At 68.9% G+C, this 19,377-nt stretch carries 21 protein-coding genes; 10 read left to right on the plus strand and 11 right to left on the minus strand.

Going from position 1 to position 19,377, the window contains the following annotated elements; genetic code table 11:
* Positions 1 to 27 precede the first annotated feature (27 nt).
* Together ACKTT0_RS06755 and ACKTT0_RS06760 are read right to left on the minus strand one after the other, a co-directional pair.
* On the minus strand, positions 28 to 1,596 hold the full coding sequence (locus ACKTT0_RS06755; protein WP_407849173.1) for a DUF1254 domain-containing protein: 1,569 nt from the start codon (positions 1,594 to 1,596) through the stop codon (positions 28 to 30).
* Positions 1,597 to 1,793: 197 nt separating this feature from the next.
* Positions 1,794 to 2,570, minus strand: coding sequence for an enoyl-CoA hydratase (locus ACKTT0_RS06760; RefSeq protein ID WP_407849175.1), 777 nt, complete (start codon positions 2,568 to 2,570; stop codon positions 1,794 to 1,796).
* A 44-nt stretch (positions 2,571 to 2,614) separates the two neighbouring features.
* On the opposite strand from ACKTT0_RS06760, the gene ACKTT0_RS06765 reads away from it, so the two are divergent.
* The gene (locus ACKTT0_RS06765) at positions 2,615 to 4,378 is read left to right on the plus strand and encodes a M61 family metallopeptidase (protein WP_407849177.1); all 1,764 of its coding nucleotides are present in this window, start codon (positions 2,615 to 2,617) and stop codon (positions 4,376 to 4,378) included.
* A 178-nt stretch (positions 4,379 to 4,556) separates the two neighbouring features.
* On the opposite strand, the gene ACKTT0_RS06770 is transcribed toward ACKTT0_RS06765, so the two are convergent.
* Positions 4,557 to 5,459: an NAD(P)/FAD-dependent oxidoreductase gene (locus ACKTT0_RS06770; protein ID WP_407849179.1), complete on the minus strand. Its 903-nt coding sequence runs from the start codon at positions 5,457 to 5,459 to the stop codon at positions 4,557 to 4,559.
* Positions 5,460 to 5,572: 113 nt separating this feature from the next.
* On the opposite strand from ACKTT0_RS06770, the gene folB reads away from it, so the two are divergent.
* Positions 5,573 to 5,932: a dihydroneopterin aldolase gene (folB, locus tag ACKTT0_RS06775; protein WP_028354533.1), complete on the plus strand. Its 360-nt coding sequence runs from the start codon at positions 5,573 to 5,575 to the stop codon at positions 5,930 to 5,932.
* An 11-nt stretch (positions 5,933 to 5,943) separates the two neighbouring features.
* The gene (gene ttcA / locus ACKTT0_RS06780; protein ID WP_407849181.1) at positions 5,944 to 6,921 is read left to right on the plus strand and encodes a tRNA 2-thiocytidine(32) synthetase TtcA; all 978 of its coding nucleotides are present in this window, start codon (positions 5,944 to 5,946) and stop codon (positions 6,919 to 6,921) included.
* 124 nt (positions 6,922 to 7,045) lie between these two features.
* On the opposite strand, the gene ACKTT0_RS06785 is transcribed toward ttcA, so the two are convergent.
* Genes ACKTT0_RS06785 through apaG form a run of 5 tightly spaced genes read right to left on the minus strand, consistent with a single transcriptional unit; the run spans position 7,046 to position 11,720 of the window.
* Complete coding sequence (locus ACKTT0_RS06785) at positions 7,046 to 8,002, minus strand: D-2-hydroxyacid dehydrogenase family protein (protein ID WP_407852386.1); 957 nt, start codon at positions 8,000 to 8,002, stop codon at positions 7,046 to 7,048.
* Positions 8,003 to 8,030: 28 nt separating this feature from the next.
* Positions 8,031 to 8,837 (minus strand): DsbC family protein, encoded by an 807-nt coding sequence (locus ACKTT0_RS06790; RefSeq protein ID WP_407849183.1) that lies wholly within the window; start codon positions 8,835 to 8,837, stop codon positions 8,031 to 8,033.
* Positions 8,838 to 8,856: 19 nt separating this feature from the next.
* Positions 8,857 to 10,026 carry a UbiH/UbiF family hydroxylase gene (locus ACKTT0_RS06795; protein WP_407849185.1) on the minus strand — a complete coding sequence of 390 codons (1,170 nt, stop codon included), beginning with the start codon at positions 10,024 to 10,026 and terminating at the stop codon, positions 8,857 to 8,859.
* A complete protein-coding gene (gene mltA / locus ACKTT0_RS06800) occupies positions 10,023 to 11,309 on the minus strand; it encodes a murein transglycosylase A (protein WP_407849186.1) in 1,287 nt (428 codons plus the stop codon). Before mltA ends, ACKTT0_RS06795 begins: the two co-directional genes overlap by 4 nt.
* Before the next feature lie 36 nt (positions 11,310 to 11,345).
* A complete protein-coding gene (gene apaG / locus ACKTT0_RS06805; RefSeq protein ID WP_028354527.1) occupies positions 11,346 to 11,720 on the minus strand; it encodes a Co2+/Mg2+ efflux protein ApaG in 375 nt (124 codons plus the stop codon).
* Between the two features lie 103 nt (positions 11,721 to 11,823).
* Here apaG and rpe point away from each other — a divergent pair, with 103 nt between their 5' ends.
* The 7 genes from rpe to ACKTT0_RS06840 all read left to right on the plus strand — a co-directional run bounded on the left by rpe (position 11,824) and on the right by ACKTT0_RS06840 (position 17,680).
* A complete protein-coding gene (rpe, locus tag ACKTT0_RS06810) occupies positions 11,824 to 12,555 on the plus strand; it encodes a ribulose-phosphate 3-epimerase (RefSeq protein WP_407849188.1) in 732 nt (243 codons plus the stop codon).
* A gap of 20 nt (positions 12,556 to 12,575) precedes the next feature.
* Complete coding sequence (locus ACKTT0_RS06815) at positions 12,576 to 13,289, plus strand: phosphoglycolate phosphatase (protein ID WP_407849189.1); 714 nt, start codon at positions 12,576 to 12,578, stop codon at positions 13,287 to 13,289.
* Between the two features lie 215 nt (positions 13,290 to 13,504).
* Positions 13,505 to 15,025: an anthranilate synthase component I gene (gene trpE, locus ACKTT0_RS06820; protein ID WP_407849191.1), complete on the plus strand. Its 1,521-nt coding sequence runs from the start codon at positions 13,505 to 13,507 to the stop codon at positions 15,023 to 15,025.
* 70 nt (positions 15,026 to 15,095) lie between these two features.
* On the plus strand, positions 15,096 to 15,662 hold the full coding sequence (locus ACKTT0_RS06825) for an aminodeoxychorismate/anthranilate synthase component II (protein ID WP_407849193.1): 567 nt from the start codon (positions 15,096 to 15,098) through the stop codon (positions 15,660 to 15,662).
* A gap of 15 nt (positions 15,663 to 15,677) precedes the next feature.
* Complete coding sequence (trpD, locus tag ACKTT0_RS06830) at positions 15,678 to 16,709, plus strand: anthranilate phosphoribosyltransferase (RefSeq protein WP_407849195.1); 1,032 nt, start codon at positions 15,678 to 15,680, stop codon at positions 16,707 to 16,709.
* The gene (gene trpC, locus ACKTT0_RS06835; protein WP_407849197.1) at positions 16,706 to 17,494 is read left to right on the plus strand and encodes an indole-3-glycerol phosphate synthase TrpC; all 789 of its coding nucleotides are present in this window, start codon (positions 16,706 to 16,708) and stop codon (positions 17,492 to 17,494) included. Before trpD ends, trpC begins: the two co-directional genes overlap by 4 nt.
* Positions 17,495 to 17,521: 27 nt before the next feature.
* Complete coding sequence (locus ACKTT0_RS06840) at positions 17,522 to 17,680, plus strand: hypothetical protein (protein ID WP_407849199.1); 159 nt, start codon at positions 17,522 to 17,524, stop codon at positions 17,678 to 17,680.
* Positions 17,681 to 17,682: 2 nt separating this feature from the next.
* Here ACKTT0_RS06840 and ACKTT0_RS06845 read toward each other — a convergent pair whose 3' ends face one another.
* From ACKTT0_RS06845 to ACKTT0_RS06855, 3 genes are read right to left on the minus strand one after another with little or no spacing between them, the layout of a single operon-like run.
* Positions 17,683 to 18,438, minus strand: coding sequence for an SDR family oxidoreductase (locus ACKTT0_RS06845; protein WP_407849201.1), 756 nt, complete (start codon positions 18,436 to 18,438; stop codon positions 17,683 to 17,685).
* Positions 18,439 to 18,460: 22 nt separating this feature from the next.
* Entirely contained in the window at positions 18,461 to 19,084 is a 624-nt protein-coding gene (locus ACKTT0_RS06850; protein WP_407849203.1) for a 2-hydroxychromene-2-carboxylate isomerase, read from the minus strand.
* Positions 19,081 to 19,341, minus strand: a complete 261-nt coding sequence (locus ACKTT0_RS06855; protein ID WP_407849205.1) for a DUF2917 domain-containing protein — start codon at positions 19,339 to 19,341, stop codon at positions 19,081 to 19,083. The genes ACKTT0_RS06850 and ACKTT0_RS06855 overlap by 4 nt, the downstream gene beginning before the upstream one ends.
* Positions 19,342 to 19,377 lie beyond the last annotated feature (36 nt).

The raw sequence follows: 19,377 nt of genomic DNA on the forward strand, positions 1-19,377 counted from the left end.
CAGGCGCAGGGCAGGCCAGCCCCGCGGTCAGTCTTCGCGGACCGGCGGCGGTGCCCAGTTGCCGTCCAGGGCGATGTCGCGCGGCCAGTACAGCCGCATGTTCAGCATGAAGTTGCCCCGGTCGGGCGCGGGCAGCCAGTTCGCCGCCTTGCGCGGGCCCGGATCGTCGCGCTGGATGTAGATGTCCAGCGAGCCGTCGGCGTTGTATTGCAGCGGGTCCGTGCTGCGCAGCGCATAGCGGCCGATACGGTTGGGCGCCAGGTTGCGGTCGGCGTTGTAGAGGATCAGCGACCACGCGGCATTGGCCGGCGGCAACTGGCCCTTGTCGAAGTGCAGTACGTATTCTTCATCGCTGCGCAGGGCGTCGCCATCGTCGTCGACCGTGGTGACGGGGTACAGCGCGTCGTGCGGCGTGGTGGCGCCCAACCCGGCGTAGGCAATGGCGGCGCGCCGCGTGTAGTCGGTGCCGTAGGTGCCGATGCCTGTCAATACGGTATTCCAGCCGTTCATGGGCGTGCCCAGGCGCGGCACCGCGTCGGCGATGCGGCGGCCCGCCACCGGCAGCGCGTCGGCCAGGGCCTGCTGCACCGCCGGGTCGAGCCGGTTGTACGAGAATGGCTGCGGACCGGCCAGGCCGATGCGGCGCAGCCGCGACAACATGGCGTTGTCATTGGCGTGCGGCGGGTTGGCGCGCAGCAATTCGGCGAACACCGTGAAGAAGGTCGCGGGGTCCATGGCCGCAACCTGCTGCCCCGGCGAACCCTGGGCGCTCCAGGTGACCGTCGCGGCGGGTCCCGCCAGCGTCGACGGCGCGCCTATGGGCGTATAGCCGGGGCTGGACGGGCTTTGCGGCCAGGCGGCCGGCTTGGCCGCGCCGCGCCGCGGCGGCGTGACGAGCGTCGGCGCGGACGGTGCCACCGCCATCGGCGAGGCCGTCATGCCGGCCTGGAACTGGTTCACGGCGGCGTACTCGGCCTGTCCGCCGGTCTGGATGCGGGCGATCAGCCACCCCATCGCGGTGGGGCTGCGCACCACTTCCACGCCGAGCGGCGCCGTGCCCTGCCAATGGGGCCCGACGATGGCGAAGGCCTGCTCGCCGTTGCCGGTGGTGCGGGTCCCGCGCGAGGCGTATTCATCGGTCCACATATCCAGCAGCGACATCGCGTAGTAGCGCCCGCCCGAATCGGGCACGCGGATGATCAACGGCTGGCGCGAAACGTCGTACCAGAGGCTGGAGTACAGCATGTCGGTGCTGGGCCAGGTCACATCGGTGGCGCCCGGGTCGGGGAAGACGGTGCGGTGGCCGAACTGGTTCATGGGCGCTTTGCCCGCCAGCGAGGTCTGGACCTGGGTGGAGGCGCGGCGGGTGGCCTCCATGAGCACCATGGGATAGGCGTACAGATAAGCGTCCACCGCGGTGTCCTGCAGTTCTTCCGCGGACAGGGCGGATTGCGACGCTGCCACCGGGGTTTCCGATACCAGCCGCATAGAGGGCTGTGGGTACTGTGCCAGGGCCGCGCAGGCAAAGCCGGCGCCGAGCGCAGCGGCCAGGGCCGCGCGGGGCCAGCGGCGCGAAGAGTGGGAATGGTCAGGCATGGGGGCTCCTTGTTCGTTGTTGGCAAACGAGCCGACCCTCCCGCCAGGGTGGCGGGAGGACCTTTTCAGGTATCACGCCATTTCAGGATAGGCGCGGAAGCTGCAACAAGGTGCAATTCAAGCGTTACAACCGGCAACCGGTTACCTGGCCGCCGGGCCATGCCGCCGCCCTGCCCCCCGGACGGCTGGAGGAAGCGTTACTTGTGCCGGAAATTGGGCGGGCGCTTTTCCACGAAGGCGGCCATGCCTTCTTTCTGGTCCTCGGTGGCAAACAGCGAATGGAATACCCGGCGCTCGAACAGCAGGCCTTCGTTGAGGGAAGACTCGAAAGCCCGGTTGACGCATTCCTTGGCCATCATGACCGAGGGCAGCGACATCGAAGCAATGACGGTGGCGGCCTCGAGCGCCTCGTCGAGCAGCTTGTCGGCCGGCACCACGCGCGACACCAGGCCGGCGCGCTCGGCCTCTTCGGCCCCCATCATGCGGGCGGTCAGGGCCAGGTCCATGGCCTTGGCCTTGCCCACCGCGCGTGGCAGGCGCTGCGTGCCGCCCGCGCCGGGAATGACGCCCAGCTTGATCTCGGGCTGGCCGAACTTGGCGGTGTCGGCGGCGATGATGATGTCGCACATCATGGCCAGCTCGCAGCCGCCGCCCAGCGCGTAGCCGCCGACCGCCGCGATGACCGGCTTGCGGATGCGCTTGAGGGTTTCCCAGTTGCGGGTGATGTACTCGCTGCCGTAGACGTCCATGTACGACCAGTCTTTCATGGCGCCGATGTCCGCGCCCGCCGCAAAGGCTTTTTCACTGCCGGTGATGACCACCGCGCCGATGCCTTCGTCGGCCTCGAACGCCAGCAGCGCGGCGCCCAGCTCATTCATGAGCTGGTCGTTGAGCGCGTTGAGCGCCTTGGGACGGTTCAGGGTCAGCAGCCCGACCCGGCCACGGGTTTCGACCAGCACAAACGACTCGCTCATGGATGTCTCCTGGAGAAAAATGCGTAGGAAAGTAAGATAGCGCAATGAACACACCCGTAATTTACCGCCTGGAACCGCGCGACCCCGCCGGCCACCGCTATCACGTCACGCTGACCGTGCAGGAACCCGATCCAGCCGGGCAGCGGCTGGCCTTGCCGGCCTGGATCCCGGGCAGCTACCTGATCCGCGATTTTTCCCGCCAGATCGAGACCCTGGGCGCCCGCGCCGGCGGCCGGCCGGTCGCCGTGGCCAAGCTGGACAACCACACGTGGCAGGCCGCGCCCTGCGACGGGCCGCTGCAGGTGGATTACACCGTCTATGCCTGGGACTTGTCGGTGCGCGGCGCGCACCTGGACGAAACGCACGGTTTTTTCAATGGCACCAGCGTGTTCCTGCGCGTACTGGGCCAGGAACAGGCGCCCTGCCTGCTGGACCTGGCGCCGCCGCGCGGCATCGCCGGCTGGAAGGTGTACACCAGCCTGCCCGAGGCCCGCGGCCACGCGGGCGCGGCGCGCCGCCACGGCTTCGGCCTGTACCGGGCGCCCGACTACGACGCGCTGATCGACCATCCGGTCGAGATGGGCACGCCGCAGGTGGTCCGGTTCACGGCGCACGGCGCCGAACACGAGATGGTGTTCACCGGCGTTGCCCCCAACCTGGACCTGGCGCGCATTGCGGCGGATGCGCGCCGCATCTGCGAGGCGCAGATCGCGTTCTTCGAGCCGCGCGCCCGGCGTGCGCCCTTCCTCGACAGCAGCGACCGCTACGTCTTCATGACCATGGTGGTGGGCGACGGCCATGGCGGCCTGGAACACCGCGCCAGCACCGCGCTGATGGCGTCGCGCAAGGACCTGCCGGTGCTCGGCCAGCAAGGCCAGGGCGAGGGTTATCGCGGGTTCCTGGGGCTGGTCAGCCACGAGTACTTCCACACGTGGAACGTCAAGCGCATCAAACCCGCCGCCTTCGTGCCGTACGACCTGCAGCAGCCGGACCTGACCCGGCTGCTGTGGGTGTTCGAGGGCTTCACCTCGTACTACGACGACCTGATGCTGCTGCGCTCGGGCGTCATCGGCCAGGTCGATTACCTGCGGCTGCTGGGCAAGACCATCACCGGCGTGGCGCGCGCGCCCGGACGGCGCAAGCAGTCGGTGGCCGAGAGCTCATTCGACGCCTGGACCCGCTACTACAAGCAGGACGAGAACTCCCCCAACGCGCTGGTGAGCTACTACACCAAGGGCGCGCTGGTGGCGCTGGGGCTGGACTTGACCATCCGCCGCGACAGCGGCGGCGCGCGCTCGCTGGACGACGTCATGCGACTGTTGTGGCAGCGCTATGGCCGGGATTTCTATCGGGGCAAGCCGCAGGGGCTGCCCGAAGACGCGCTGCCGGAATTGGTGCGCGAGGCCACCGGCGTCGACGTGAGGCGGTTCGTGGCGCGCCACGCCTACGGCACGGCCGACGTACCGCTGGCGGAGCTGCTGGCGCCGCACGGCATCGCGCTGCAATGGAAAGCGCCGGTCAATATTCCGTCGCTGGACGTGCGCACGCGCAAGCAGGGCGACGGGCTGGCGCTGGCCACCGTGTTCGAGGGCGGCGCGGCCCATCGCGGCGGGCTGTCGGCCGGCGATGTCCTGGTGGCGGTGGATGGCCTGCGCGTGGACGCGCCGGCCGGGCTGGACTTGCTGCTGGCCCAGTACCGTCCGGGCGACCGCGTCACTGTGCACGTGTTCCGCCGCGACGAGCTGCGCGCCTTTACGGTGCGCCTGGCGGCGCCGGCGGCGCTGGACTGCGTGCTGGCGACGGCCTAGCCCGCCGAATGCCGCGGCGGGCGGGCGCGGCAATAGGTGTCTGACACCCCGCGGAGGCGTCCCGTGCAGTGGCGGCCGTCTCATGGGGTGTCAGACACCTGGATACGATGGGGTGCCAGACGCCGGGATATACCCCGGGATATGCCTGGATGGCCTGGATGCCGGCTGGCTGGCCCGGCTAGCCGGCGCCGCGCTCGCCGCGGCGCTGGATGGCCTTGGCGGCCACCACGCCATCGGCCAGCGAGGTCACCACGCAGGGATGCATGCGGTGCGCCACTTCGCCGATGGCGTAGACATCGGCCGCACTGGCTTCGGCCGTGGCGGCATCGGTGCGGATGTAGCCGCGCGCGTCGCGCTGCAGGCCCAGGGCATCGGCAAAGGCGGCCTGCGGTTCCCAGCCGTAGAACACCAGGATCAAGTCGTAGGCGCGGCCGTCCACCGTGCGGGCCGCCGGATCCACCTGGTAAGGGCCGACCCGCACCCCGTCCCGCCCGGCGCGCGCCACCCATTGCTGCTGGGCCCGCACGCTGCGGGCATACAAGTGCACGGCACGGGCGCCGCGGTTGCGCACATAGACGAAGTTCTCGAAAGCATTGTCGCCCCCGCCCAGCACGGCCACCGACAGGCCGGCGTAGTCTTGCGCCATGATGGACGAACCCGGGCCAATGAACACCCCGGGCCAGGCCGCCTCTGGCGGATGGCCCGGCAGCCCGCGCGCGCGCACGCCCGAAGCGATGACCAGGGCGCGGCCGCGCACGGTTTCCATGGCGCCGTCCGCGCGGCCCAGGTCGACCTCGAAGCCGCCGTCGGCCCGCCGGGCCTGCAGCGCGGGCGTCCCCAGGCGGGTCGGCACGCCGGCCGCCTGCACGCTGGCGGCGATATTGGCGGCAACCTGCTGGCCGGTGACACCGGGCAGGACGGCGATCCAGTCATCGGCGAAGGGGTTGTCGGCCGCCAGCCCGCCCAGGCGGCCGCCGGCCTCGACCAGCAACGGCGCCAAGCCCAGGCGGGCCAGCCAGATGGCGCACGAGGCCCCGGCGGGGCCGCCGCCCACGATTACCGCGTCGTATTGCTGCCGCATATCTGTTCTGTTCCGTGTGTCGCACTGTGACGCGCCGCAAGGCGCATCGGCGGAATTGTAGCCAGCCCCCCCGCCCGCCTTACAATTCCGGTTCCCTCCTCCAGGTCTCCATCATGCCCACACGCCGCATCATCCTTTCCGGACTGGCGCTGGATGCCCGCATCGGCATTCTCGAACACGAACGCCGGGCCACGCAGCCCCTGCACATCGACGCGGAGTTCGACGTGGACATCACCCGCAGCGTGGACGACCACGACATCCACAGCGTGCTGGACTACCGCCGGCTGCGCGAGGCCATCGTCGAGGAATGCACCCAGGCGCACGTGAACCTCATCGAGACGCTGACCGAGCAGGTCGCGGCCCGCCTGCTGCGCGACTTCGCCGAGATACGCTCGCTGCGGCTGCGCATCAGCAAGCCGATGGCCTTCTCCGACTGCGCCGCGGTCGGCGTGGAGATCCAGATCAACCGCTAGCACCACTCATCATGCAAGACCTCATCGATACCCCGGCCGCCGCCCCCCGCACGCCGGCCCAGGAAAAGATCCGCCACGAGGGCAACAAACTGGCCAAGCGCCTGGCGCGCGAAACCACGCGCGCCATCGCCGACTTCAACATGATCGAGGCCGGCGACCGCGTCATGGTGTGCCTGTCCGGCGGCAAGGACTCCTACGCGCTGCTCGACATCCTGCTGGCGCTGCGCAAGCGCGCCCCCTTTTCGTTCGACATCGTGGCGGTCAACCTCGACCAGAAGCAGCCGGGCTTCCCGCCCGAAGTGCTGCCGAACTACCTGACGTCGCTGGGCGTGCCGTTCCACATCGAGACCCAGGACACCTATTCGATCGTGACGCGGGTGATCCCCGAGGGCAAGACCATGTGCTCGCTGTGTTCGCGGCTGCGGCGCGGCATCCTGTATCGCGTGGCGGGCGAACTGGGCGCCACCAAGATCGCGCTCGGCCATCACCGCGACGACATTCTCGCCACCTTCTTCCTGAACCTGTTCTATGGCGGCAAGGCCAAGGCCATGCCGCCCAAGCTGGTCTCCGACGACGGCCGCCACACGGTGATCCGGCCACTGGCCTATGTCCCGGAAAGCGACCTGGTGGCCTATGCGAAGTTCAAGCAGTTCCCGATCATCCCGTGCAACCTGTGCGGCTCGCAGGAAAACCTGAAGCGCCAGGAAGTGGCGCGCATGATCCAGGAATGGGATCGCCGGCATCCCGGGCGGTCGTGGAATGTGTTCAATGCGCTGTCGCGCATCGTGCCGTCGCACCTGATGGACCGCGACCTGTTCGATTTCGTGGGGCTGACGCCCACGGGCGTGGCGGACGCCAACGGCGACACCGCGTTCGACCCGGTGGACCCGGCGGATCCGCAAGGCGAAATGGATGGCGGATGCGGGGACGGGCCGGCGGACGGCGCGGCGGGGATGGCGGAACAGAAGGTGGTGTTCGCGCGGTTGTAAGGCGGGGCGTCTTGGATGGTGTCAGACACGCGAGGTGTCTGACACCTGGCCGTGAAGGCGCGGGTGTTGCATGGTGTCAGACAGCCGCAGGGTGTCTGACACCTGCTGCACGGCCGGGATGCGGCTACGGGTTCAGCACGCGCACCGGCTGGCCGGCCATCCAGCCGCTCACGGCTTCCAGGGCGTTGCGGTAGAAGGCGGTGAAATTCTCGGGGCTGACATAGCCCAGGTGCGGCGTCAGCACGACGTTGTCCAGCGCCCGCACCGTGTCGGTGGGCGGCAGCGGCTCTTCGGAAAACACATCCAGGCCGGCGCCCGCCAGGCGTCCCTTGCGCAGGGCGTCGAGCAGGGCGTCCTGGTCGACCAGCCCGGCGCGCGAAGTGTTCACCAGGAAAGCCGTGGGCTTCATGGCGGCCAGCGCTGCCGCATCCACCACTTGGCGGGTGCGCTCGCTGAGGATCAAATGCACGCTGACAACATCGGCATTGGCGAACAGCTCGTGCTTGGCGGCATAGGCCACGCCGGCTTGCGCGGCGCGTTCGGGCGTCAGGTTGGGGCTCCAGGCCAGGACGTCCATGCCGAACGCCTTGCCCACCTGCGCCACCGCCGTGCCCAGCTTTCCCAGGCCCACGACGCCCAGGCATTTGCCGGCCAGCGGCCGCGGCATGCCGGTTTGCCACAGGCCGCGGCGCATGTTGGCGTCTTCGGCCGTCAGGTTCTTGAATAACGCCAGGATGTGCGCCCAGGCTAGTTCGGCGGTGGCGGTGTTGGCATCGGCGCTGCCCGGCGCGCCGCACACCACGATCCCGCGGCGCGAGCAGGCATCCATGTCGATGGCCAGGTTGCGCATGCCGGTGGTGACCAGCAGCCGCAGGTTGGGCAGCGACTCGATCAGTTGCGCCGGGAACGGCGTGCGCTCGCGCATGGCCACGATGACCTCGAAAGGCTGCAGCGCGCGCACCCGCTCGGCTTCGGGCAGGTAATCACGGAACGACTGCACCCGCGCCCGCGGGCCCAGGGTGGTCCAGTCGGCGTAGCGCTCGGCCACGCCGTGGTAATCGTCCAGCAGCGCAACCTTGATCGTGTCGGTGTTCACGGGCGGTCTCCGGTCATTGGCCCAGGCGGGCCTGGATCATCTCGAGCGGCGCGGCGCCGTTCAGGCGGGTGCCGTCCTGGAAGAAAATGGCGGGCGTGCCGCGCACCATCAGCTTCTGGCCCAGCGCCAGCACTTGCTGGATGGGGGTCTCGCATTCGGCGCTGGCCGGCGTCTTGCCGTCCAGCATCCAGTCCTGCCAGGCCTGGGCCGGGTTCGCCGCGCACCAGACGTCGCGCGACTTGGTGTGCGAATCGGGCGCCAGGATCGGATACAGGAAGGTATAGATGGTGATGTTGTCGACCCCGCGCAGGGTCTTGTGCAGTTGCTTGCAATAGCCGCAGTTGGGGTCTTCGAAGATCGCGATCTTGCGCGAGCCGTCGCCGCGCACTTGCTTGACGGCCAGCTCCAGCGGCAATTCATCGAACGACACCGAGCCGAGCTTTTCCTGCCGTTCACGGGTCACGTCGCGACGCGTCATGGCATCGATGAGCGGGCCTTCCATGACCCAGGTGACCTTTTCGTCGGTATAGATCAGGTCGCCGCCGATCTGGACCTCGAACAAGCCGTAGGGCGTACGCCGCACCGCGGTCACGCTGAGTTCGGTGAAGCGCTGCTCGAAGCGCTCCTTGACGGCCTGCGCGGCGGGGTCGGCCGCCGTGTCGCTGGAGACGGATTTGGCCGCCGGCGCCTGGCTGCCCGGCGAGGTGGAATAGACCTGGCCCTGGCCGCCCGCCGGCGCCTGCGCCCATGCACTGCAGGCCCAGGCCAGGCTGGCGGCGCAAAGCGGGCCAGTCAGCAGGGCGGAAATACGGAAACTCATTGATGCTCCTTGGGGCGACTCAGTTGCGCGAAGCCCCGTCTATCAGTTGGCGCTTCAGGAAAGGCGAAGCGTCGACCCATTGCATGCCTGCATTGCGCAGCCATGCCAGCGGCGCCGCGCGCGCGCCGAACAGGCGGTGCAGGCCGTCGGTGGCCAGGCGCATGGCGAACACCGACTCGGCGCGCGCCCGCTGGTAGCGGCGCAGCACGCGTGCGTCGCCCGCCGGGCGATACGGCTCGCGGCCGGCCACCACGCGGGCCAGGGCCTCGACGTCGCCCAGGCCCAGGTTGAGGCCCTGGCCCGCCAGCGGATGCACGCGATGCGCCGCGTCGCCGGCCAGCGCGATGCCGGGGCCGGTCATGCGGGCCTGTTCCAGCGCCAGCGGGAAACCGTGCAGCTTGCCGCGCATGCGCAGCCTGCCCAGGCGGCCATGCGCGGCGTGGGCCAGCAATTGTTCCAGTCGCGCCGCCTGCTCGTCGGGCGGAAGCGCCTGCAGGGCCTTGGCATGGGCATTGTGCATCGACCAGACCATCGACACCTGCGGCCCGGCGGACGTATCCGGCAGCGGCAGCAAGGCCAGCACGCCATCGTCGCGGAACCACTGGAACGCGGTGCCCTGGTGAGGGCGCTCGGCGTCCAGGTGCGCCACCAGCCCGGTGTCGTCGTACGGCGTCGAGGCATGCGGAATGCCCGCCGCCGTGCGCAGCGGCGAAGCGGCGCCGTCTGCGCCGACGAACAGCTCGGCCTGCAGCCATTCGCCGGAGCTGGTCTCGACCGCGCCATCGCGCCAGCCGACGCAGCGTTCGGCCAGCCAGGGAATGCCGAACATGCGCACCGCCTGCACCAACACGCGTTCGATCTCGCCCGACTCGACGATCCAGGCGAGCTGGGCCTGGGCCGCCTGCCAGGCGTTGAGGTCGACCCGGCCGTCGGCGTCGCCGTGGATTTCCATTGCCTGCACCGGCATGATGCGCGCCGCGGGCATGGCGTCCCAGACGCCCAGCTCGGACAGGAAGCGCTGACTGGCCGGAGAAATGGCGTAGACGCGCGGATGAAAGGCGTCCGGGTCGGCCGCCGGAACCGTGACCGCCGGCGCCAGCAATGCCACCCGCTGGCCGCGGCGCGCCAGCGCCAGGGCGCTGGCCAGCCCGACGATACCCGCGCCGCAGACGACGATCTGGTGTTTCATCGCGCGCTGGGCTCCCCGGCCTGCTTGGGCCACAACAGCCACATCTGGCCGCGCTGCTTCATGCGCCCGGCCTGCGCGCCGGCCTCTTCGCCGAAACCCCAGTAGAAGTCGGCGCGCGCCGCGCCTTTGATGGCCGTGCCGGTATCCTGGGCGAATACCAGGCGCTGCAGCGGCCGCTCGGACGCCGGCCAGGTAGTGGACAAGTAGACCGGCGCCCCCAGCGGCACGAAACCGGCGTCCACGGCAATGGAGCGCTGCGGAGCCAGCGGAATACCATAGGCGCCCTTGGGGCCGAGCTCGGGATCGACCACGGCCTCTTCGCGGAAGAACACCACCGCGGGATTGGCGTTGAGCATTTCCTGCACGCGCCCGGGATTGCGCTGCGCCCAGGCACGGATGTTCTGCATCGAGGCCTGGTCGGCGCGCAGCTCGCCCTGCGCGATCAGCCAGCGCCCGATCGACGCGTAAGGCTGGCCGTTGTGGTCGGCGTAGGCGACGCGGATGGTGGTGCCGGCGTCGGGGCCGTCGACCAGCTGGACCCGGCCCGAGCCCTGCACCTGCAGGAAGAAATTGTCGACCGGATCGTCCACCCAGGCGATGACCGGCGGCCGCTTGCTGGAGGAATCGATGGCGGCGCGCGTGTCGTATGGCACGACGCGCTTGCCCACCAGCTTGCCGCGCACCCGCTTGCCGGCAAGTTCCGGGTACACCGCGCCCAGGTCGATGGTGAGCAGGTCGTCGGGCACCGCGTACAGCGGCCACTGGTACGGGCCGCCCTGGCGCCGCGAGCCGCGCACCAGCGGCTCGTAATAGCCGGTGACGGTATTGGTGGCGGGCCGGTTGTCCGCCCCGTTGACGCGCCACGGCTGCAGGTGGGCCTGCAGGAAGCGCCGCACGCCGGCGGCATCGGATGGCGCCTGGGCCGGATCGGCGGCCGCCGCGCAGACCGGCTGCCAGGCGCGCGGCGTGGCGCGGGCCGGCGCGGCCAGATTGCCCGTGGTCGGACGCATCAGGCCCTTGCAGTTGCGCAGGAACAGCGGCCAGAACCGGGACAGGTCATCGCTGCTCCAGCCCGGCAGCTCGGCCCAGGCGGCGCGCTGGTAGCGGCCGGCCAGGTTGCGCGGCGGCGTATCGGGCAGGGCCGACAGCGGCGGCACCACCAGGGGGCCGCTCACCGAGGGCGTGGCCGGCGCGCCGGCCGGGCCGGGTTCGTGGGGGATTTCCGACAAGGCACAGGCCGCCAGCAGCGGCGGCAGGCACAACAAACTGAGAAGACGCTTCATGGGCAACGGAAAGGAATCGGTGGTTCGCCAAGGCCGTCAATGCAGGGTGCGGGGCATCGCCAGCAGGAATTCGGCGATCGGCACCTCGAAGGGAATGCCGTTCTCGCCTACGCAATGGTAAGTGCCGCGCATGGTGCCGACCGGCGTCTTGAGCGGACAGCCGCTGGTGTATTCGAAGGTTTCGCCCGGCGCCAGCAGCGGCTGCTGGCCCACCACCCCCAGGCCGCGCACTTCCTGCACGCGCTGGTTGCCATCGGTGATGATCCAGTGGCGGCTGATGACCTGGGCGGGGTGCTCGCCGGTATTGGTGATGCGCACGGTATAGGCGAACACGTACTGCTGTTCGGCGGGATCGGACTGCTCCGGCACGAAGCGCGGAGCCACGGAGACGGTCAGGTCGTACGGTTTCACGGGCCTTTCCCGGTGGGCACGAGGGCGGTTGAGCGGCGCCGCGCGGGGATCCGGGCGCCACAGGGCGGCATCCAGGCGCGGCAAACTACAATAATGGCACATTATGCCCGCGGAAACCCCGATCATCATGCCCTCCCCGTCCCCGGCCGCCACGCGCATCGCCCCCAGCATCCTGTCCGCCGACTTCGCCCGCCTGGGCGAGGAAGTCCGCGACGTCGTCGCCGCCGGCGCCGACTGGATCCACTTCGACGTCATGGACAACCACTATGTGCCCAACCTGACCATCGGGCCCATGGTGTGCGCCGCCATCCGGCCCCATGTGCAGGTGCCCATCGACGTGCACCTGATGGTCGAGCCCGTGGACGAGCTGGTTCCCCAGTTCGCCAAGGCGGGCGCCAATATCATCACGTTCCACCCCGAGGCCTCGCGCCACGTGCACCGCACGCTGTCGCTGATCCGCGACCATGGCTGCCAGGCCGGGCTGGTGTTCAACCCGGCCAGCCCGCTGGACGCCATGGACCACGTCATGGACCTGCTGGACGTGGTGCTGCTGATGTCGGTCAACCCGGGCTTCGGGGGCCAGAGCTTCATTCCCGCCACCCTGCACAAATTGCGCGACGCCCGCGCGCGCATCGACCGCTGGATGCAGGCAGGCGGCCAGCCCATCCTTCTGGAGGTCGATGGCGGGGTCAAGGTCGACAACATCGCCCGGATCCGCGCGGCCGGCGCCGATACCTTCGTGGCCGGTTCGGCCATTTTCGGGCAGCCCGACTACGCGGCGGTCATCCAGGCCCTGCGCGGCGAGATCGCCAAGGCTGGCGCCCAGGCCTGCTGACCCTTCGCCCGAGACCCGCCATGACGACTTTCCAAGCCGTACTGCTGGACCTGGACGGCACCCTGCTGGACTCCGTCCCCGACCTGGCGCACGCCGCCAATGCCATGCGCATCGAACTGGGCATGCCGACGCTGCGCGAAGACGTGATCGCCACGTTCGTGGGCAAGGGCGTCGACAATCTCGTGCGCAGGGCGCTGGCCGGCTCGCTGCAGGCTGCCGACCCCGCACCGGCGGAATTCGCGCGCGCGCGCGACTCTTTCTATCGCCACTACCACCTGGTCAACGGCGACAAGGCCGCCGTGTTCGACGGCGTGATCGAGGGCCTGAAGGCCATGCGCGACCAGGGCCTGAAGCTGGCCGTCGTAACCAACAAACCCACCGAATTCACCCTGCCGTTGCTGCAGCGCACCGGACTGGCGGGCTTTTTCCAGGAAGTGGTTTGCGGCGACACCTGCGCGCGCCGCAAGCCCGATCCCGACCAGATGCTGCATGCCTGCGAGCGCCTGGGTGTCGTCCCGGCCCAGGCGGTGGCGATCGGCGACTCCATCAACGACGCCCAGGCCGGCCGGGCCGCCGGCATGCACGTGCTGGCCGTCCCCTACGGTTACAACGAAGGCCAGGACGTGCACGGGCTCGATGTCGATGGTATAGTTGCCAGCATTGCCGAAGCCGCCCAGTGGATCGCCCTCTGGAACGCCGACCGCAAGCAACCATTTACCGCACCCGTCAAATGAACGCTCGCCCCTCGAACCAAATGCGCAACGCCTCGTGGCGTTGGTGGCGTTTGTCTTCCGGGTGGCGATGATTCCCTTCCCGGCCCTGGACGCACCTGCCGCCTAGCGCCGAAGCTGTACCAAACACAGCGCCAAAGCCCGGACCAACGACTGGACCGGGCTTTTTCGTTATGGCGTGCCCGGTCCGTAGACCCGAAAACCCTACGAGACCCCACATGACCGAGATCGAATTCAACGCGCTGGCCGCTCAGGGATACAACCGCATTCCCCTGGTGGCCGAAACCTATGCCGACCTGGACACGCCGCTGGCCATCTACCTGAAACTGGCCCACAGCGGCCCGCAGAGCGGCCGCATGAGCTGCCTGATGGAATCGGTGGTGGGCGGCGAGCGCTTCGGCCGCTATTCCTTCATCGGCCTGCCGGCGCGCACGGTGATCCGCGCCAGCGGCACCACCACCGAAGTACTGCATGACGGCCAGGTCGCCGAGACGCACGAAGGCGACCCGCTGGCCTTCATCGAGCAGTACCAGAACCGCTTCAAGGTCGCTCTGCGGCCCGGCATGCCGCGCTTCTGCGGCGGCCTGGCAGGCTATTTCGGCTACGACACGGTGCGCCACATCGAGCCGCGCCTGGGACCGGCGTGCAAGCCCTTCCCGGCCGGCATGGATGGCGGCACGCCCGACATCATGCTGATGCACGTGGACGAGCTGGTCATCGTCGACAACCTGGCCGGCCGCACCTACCTCATGGTTTACGCCGACCCGACCAAGCCCGAGGCCTATAGCCGCGCGCAGCGCCGCCTGCTGGAGCTGCGCAGCCGCCTGCGCCGGCCGGTGGAAATCCCGTACAGCCACGCCAGCATGCAGACCGAAGAGCGGCGCGACTTCGCCAAGGCCGACTACCTGGCCGCCGTGCGCCGCGCCAAGGAGTACATCGCCGCCGGCGACCTGATGCAAGTGCAGGTGGGCCAGGTCATCGCCAAGCCGTTCCGCGACGCGCCGCTGTCGCTGTACCGCGCGCTGCGCTCGCTGAACCCGTCGCCCTATATGTACTTCTGGAATTTCGGCGACTTCCAGGTGGTGGGCTCGTCGCCCGAGATCCTGGTGCGCCAGGAACAGATCAACGACAACGGCGCCGCCAAGTCACAAGTCACCATCCGTCCCCTGGCCGGCACGCGCAAGCGCGGCGCCACGCCCGAGCAGGACCTGGCGCTGGCCGAGGAACTGCGCGCGGATCCCAAGGAAATCGCCGAGCACGTGATGCTGATCGACCTGGCCCGCAACGATGTGGGCCGCGTGGCCGAAGTCGGCTCGGTCAAAGTGACCGACACCATGACTATCGAACGCTATTCGCACGTCATGCACCTGGTGTCGAACGTGGCCGGCAACCTCGATCCCGGCATGAGCAGCATGGACGTGCTGCGCGCCGCGTTCCCGGCCGGCACGCTGACCGGCGCGCCCAAGGTGCGCGCCATGGAAATCATCGACGAGCTCGAGCCGGTGCGCCGCGGCATCTACGGCGGTGCGGCGGGCTACCTGAGCTACGGCGGCGAAATGGACGTGGCCATCGCCATACGCACCGGGGTGATCAAGAACGGCATGCTGTACGTGCAGGCGGCCGCCGGCATTGTGGCCGACTCCGACCCGGAACTGGAATGGGCCGAAACCGAGGCCAAGGCGCGGGCGGTGCTGCGCGCCGCCGAACAAGTGCAACATGGTCTGGACGATCCGATCTGAGCCACGTGCCGCTTGATCCTACCCCGTGCGCTGAACCGCGCGACCGCGTAACCGACTCCGCAGGTGCCTCATGCTATTGATGCTCGACAACTACGATTCCTTTACCTACAACCTGGTGCAATACTTCGGCGAGCTGGGCCAAGACGTGCGGGTAGCCCGCAACGACCAGATCAGCGTCGATGAAATCGCCCGCATGGCGCCCGACCGCATCTGCGTGTCCCCCGGCCCCTGCTCGCCGGCCGAGGCGGGCATTTCGGTGGAACTGATCCGGCGCTTCGCCGGGCAGGTGCCCATCCTGGGCGTGTGCCTGGGCCACCAGGCCATCGGCGCGGCCTATGGCGGCGACATCGTGCGCGCCCGGCAGATCATGCACGGCAAGACCGTGCAGATCGCTCACCGCGGCACGGACATCTTCGCCGGCCTGCCCTCGCCTTACACCGCGATCCGCTACAACTCGCTGACGATCGCGCCGGACACCCTGCCCGACTGCCTGGAAGTGACCGCCACGGCGCCCGATGGCGACATCATGGGCATCCGTCACAAGACCTTGCCGCTGTACGGAGTACAGTTCCATCCCGAGTCCGTACTGAGCGAGCACGGCCACGATCTGTTGCGCAATTTCCTGAATATCCGATAAGAGGGGACATCCATCATGACCATCACCGCCACCGAAGCGCTGACCCGCTGCATCGAGCACCGCGAGATCTTCCACGACGAAATGCTGCACCTGATGCGCATGCTGATGCGCGGCGAGCTGTCGCCGCAGATCGCCAGCGCGCTGATCATGGGCCTGCGCGTCAAGAAGGAAACGGTCGGCGAGATCACCGCCGCCGCGCAGGTCATGCGCGAATTCGCCACCCCCGTCGTCACGCCCGACCCGCAGGACCTGCTCGACATGTGCGGCACCGGCGGCGACGGCAGCCATACGTTCAACATCTCGACCACCGCCATGTTTGTGGCCGCCGCCGCCGGCGTGCCGATCGCCAAGCATGGCGGGCGCAGCGCCTCGTCGTCGTCGGGCAGCGCCGACGTGCTGGAGGCGCTGGGCGCCAACCTGGCCCTCGACCCCGACCAGGTGGCCGAATGCATCCAGGCCACCGGCATTGGCTTCATGTTCGCCCCCGCCCACCACAGCGCCATGAAGAACGTGGCGGCGATCCGCAAGGAGCTGGGCGTGCGCACCATTTTCAACATCCTGGGGCCGCTCACCAACCCGGCCGGCGCGGCCAACCAGCTGATGGGCGTGTTCCACCCCGACCTGGTGGGCATCCAGGTACGCGTCTTGCAGCGCCTGGGGTCGCGCCACGTGCTGATCGTGCACGGCCGGGACGGCATGGACGAGGCCTCCCTGGGCGGCGCCACCATGGTGGGGGAGCTGAAAGACGGCGAAATCCGCGAATACGAGATCCATCCTGAAGACTACGGGCTCTCGATGGTGTCTAATCGAGGCATCAAGGTGGCCAACCGCGAAGAATCGCGTGAACTCGTCATGCAGGCGCTGGACAATGTCGAGGGCGTGGCCCGCGACATCGTCGCCCTGAATGCGGGCCTGGCCATCTACGCTGGCAACAGGGCCGACAGCATCGAGCAGGCCCTGGCGCTGGCCTTTGAAACGATTGCTAACGGCTCGGCCCGCGCCAAGCTGGAAGAGTTCTGCGCATACACCCGGAAATTCCTGAAATGAACGACATCCTCGCGAAGATCCTCGCCGTCAAGGCCGAGGAGGTCGCCACCGCGCGCCAGATGCGCAGCGAAGCGGAGCTGCTGCGCGAAGCGCAGGCCCGGCAAGACGTCCGCGGCTTCGCCCAGGCCATCGAAGACAAGATTTCCCAGGGCAAGCCCGGCGTCATCGCCGAAATCAAGAAGGCCTCGCCCTCCAAGGGCGTGCTGCGCGAAGACTTCGACCCCGCCGCCATCGCCGCCACCTATGCGGTGCATGGGGCCGCCTGCCTGTCAGTCCTGACGGACGTGCAGTTCTTCCAGGGGTCGCACGACAACCTGCGCCGCGCTCGCGCGGCCTGCCCGCTGCCCGTGCTGCGCAAGGACTTCGTCATCGACCCCTACCAGGTCATCTCGGCGCGCGCCATGGGCGCCGATTGCGTGCTGCTGATCGCGGCCGCGCTGGCGCCCGCGCAATTGCGCGACCTGGAGACCCTGGCCATGGAGCTAGGCATGGACGTGCTGATCGAAGTGCACGACACCAAGGAACTGGACGTGGCGCTGAGCCTGAAGACCCCGCTGCTCGGCATCAACAATCGCAATCTGCGCACATTCGAGACGAGCCTGCAGAACACGCTGGCCCTGCTGCCCCACATTCCCGCAGGCAAGCGCGTGGTCACCGAAAGCGGCATCCTGGCGCCCGAAGACGTCAAGCTGATGCGCGCCCACGAGGTCCACGCGTTCCTGGTGGGCGAGGCCTTCATGCGCGCCCCGGACCCGGGAGTCGAGCTGGCGCGGCTGATGAGCTGAGGGCGCCGGCCTTTCCGGAGAAATGCCATGAAACCTGTACTGGCCCTGTTCACCCTGGCGATGGCGCTGGCCGGCTGCGCCGGCGGCCATCATCAGCCCGGCCCGCCGCACCCTGGCGCCGTCAACCCCTACAGCACCGGCGGCTTCCATGACGCCGGGCCCAACTACCCCGACACCGGGCGCTAGGGTTACTTGCCGCCCGACACCTCGATGAACGAACCGGTGGTATAGCCGGCCTCGTCCGAGAAGAACCACATGACGGCGCCCGCCACTTCCTGGACAGTGCCGCCCCGCTGCAGCGGGATCGAGTTCGCCAGGCGGTCGACCCGGCCGGGCTCGCCGCCGCTGGCGTGCATATCCGTATAGATGGTGCCCGGGCGCACCGCGTTGACGCGGATGCCATCGCCAGCCACTTCCTTCGACAAACCGATGGTCAGCGTATCGAGCGCGCCCTTCGAGGCCGCGTAGTCGACATATTCGCCGGGCGAGCCCAGTCGCGCGGCCACCGACGACACATTGACGATGGCGCCGCCGCGTCCGCCATGGCGCGGCGCCATGCGGCGCACGGCCTCGCGGCAGCACACCAGCGCGCCGACCACGTTGGTCTGCAGGATGCGCGCTACGCGCGCGGCATCCATGTCTTCCACCCGCATCTGGGTTTCCAGCACCCCGGCGTTGTTGACCAGCGCATCCACTTGCCCGAGTTCGCGGTCGACCGTGCGGAACAGCTGCACGATCTGCGCCTCGTCGGCCACGTCGGCGCCGACCGCGATGGCGCGGCCGCCGTCGGACTGGATGGCGCGCACCACCTCGTCGGCCGCGTCGCGGCGATTGCGGTAGTTCACGCAGACGGCGTAGCCGCGGCGCGCGGCCAGCACGGCAACCGCCGCGCCGATACCGCGGCTGGCGCCGGTGACGATCATGACTTTGTCCGCTTGAGACATGCGCAGCTCCTTGGGGGGTTGGTCAGGCCTGCGCCGCGGGGCCGCGCGCGGCCCACTCCAGCGCATCTTCGAGGCGATCGTTGCCCCAGAACATCTCGTTGCCCACCATCAGGCTGGGCGCGCCGAAGATGCCCAGCTCGCGGGCGCGGTCGACTTGCCTGCGCAGGGCTTCCTTGGTCGATTCCTGGCGCGCCTGCGCGATCAGCGCGGGGCCATCCAGGCCCAGGCCGGCCAGCAGGCTGGCGACCACGTCTTCGTCCTGGATATCCCGGTCGTCGACGAAATTGGCGCGGAACGCCGCCAGGCAGAAGTCGCGCCCCCAGGGCTGGTCCTGGCCCAGCAGCGCCATTCGGGCCGACAGCACGCTCATGCGCGGGAACTGGCTGGGACGCCGGTAGGCGATGCCGTATTTGTCCGCCAGGCGCACGATGTCGCGCATCATGTAGGCGCCCTTGCCCGGGAACAGGCGAAAAGGCGTGTCGTTCCAGCCCTGGGCCTGGAAAATCGGCCCCAGGAGGAAAGGGCGCAGCACGACCGGCACGCCAGCCTGGCGCGCCAGTGGCTCGACCCGTTCGATAGCCAGGTAGCTATAGGGACTGGCGAAATCGAACCACATTTCGCAGGACGAGACGGACGGCGCATTCATTCGGCAGGCTCCAGGATGAGGGCGACCCGCGCGTCGGGCAGGCCGCTCAAGACAATATCGCGATTGCCGCGCACCCGCACGGCCTGGCCGGCGCCCAGGACGTGGTCGTCGCGGCAGCGGTACTGGGAGACCCATAGGGTGCCGGACTCGCACAGGATACGCATGCCCGGCGCCGGCCTCAAGCGCACGACGGCACGCCCGGGCAGCCCCAATGACATTCTCGGAATGCAATACAGGCTGATCGCGGCATCGGTCATGACGACTCCCGGACAAACGTGGCAGGCAGGCTGCGG

This window comes from Bordetella saccharivorans, from assembly GCF_045862855.1.
GTDB lineage: Bacteria > Pseudomonadota > Gammaproteobacteria > Burkholderiales > Burkholderiaceae_B > Bordetella_A > Bordetella_A petrii_F.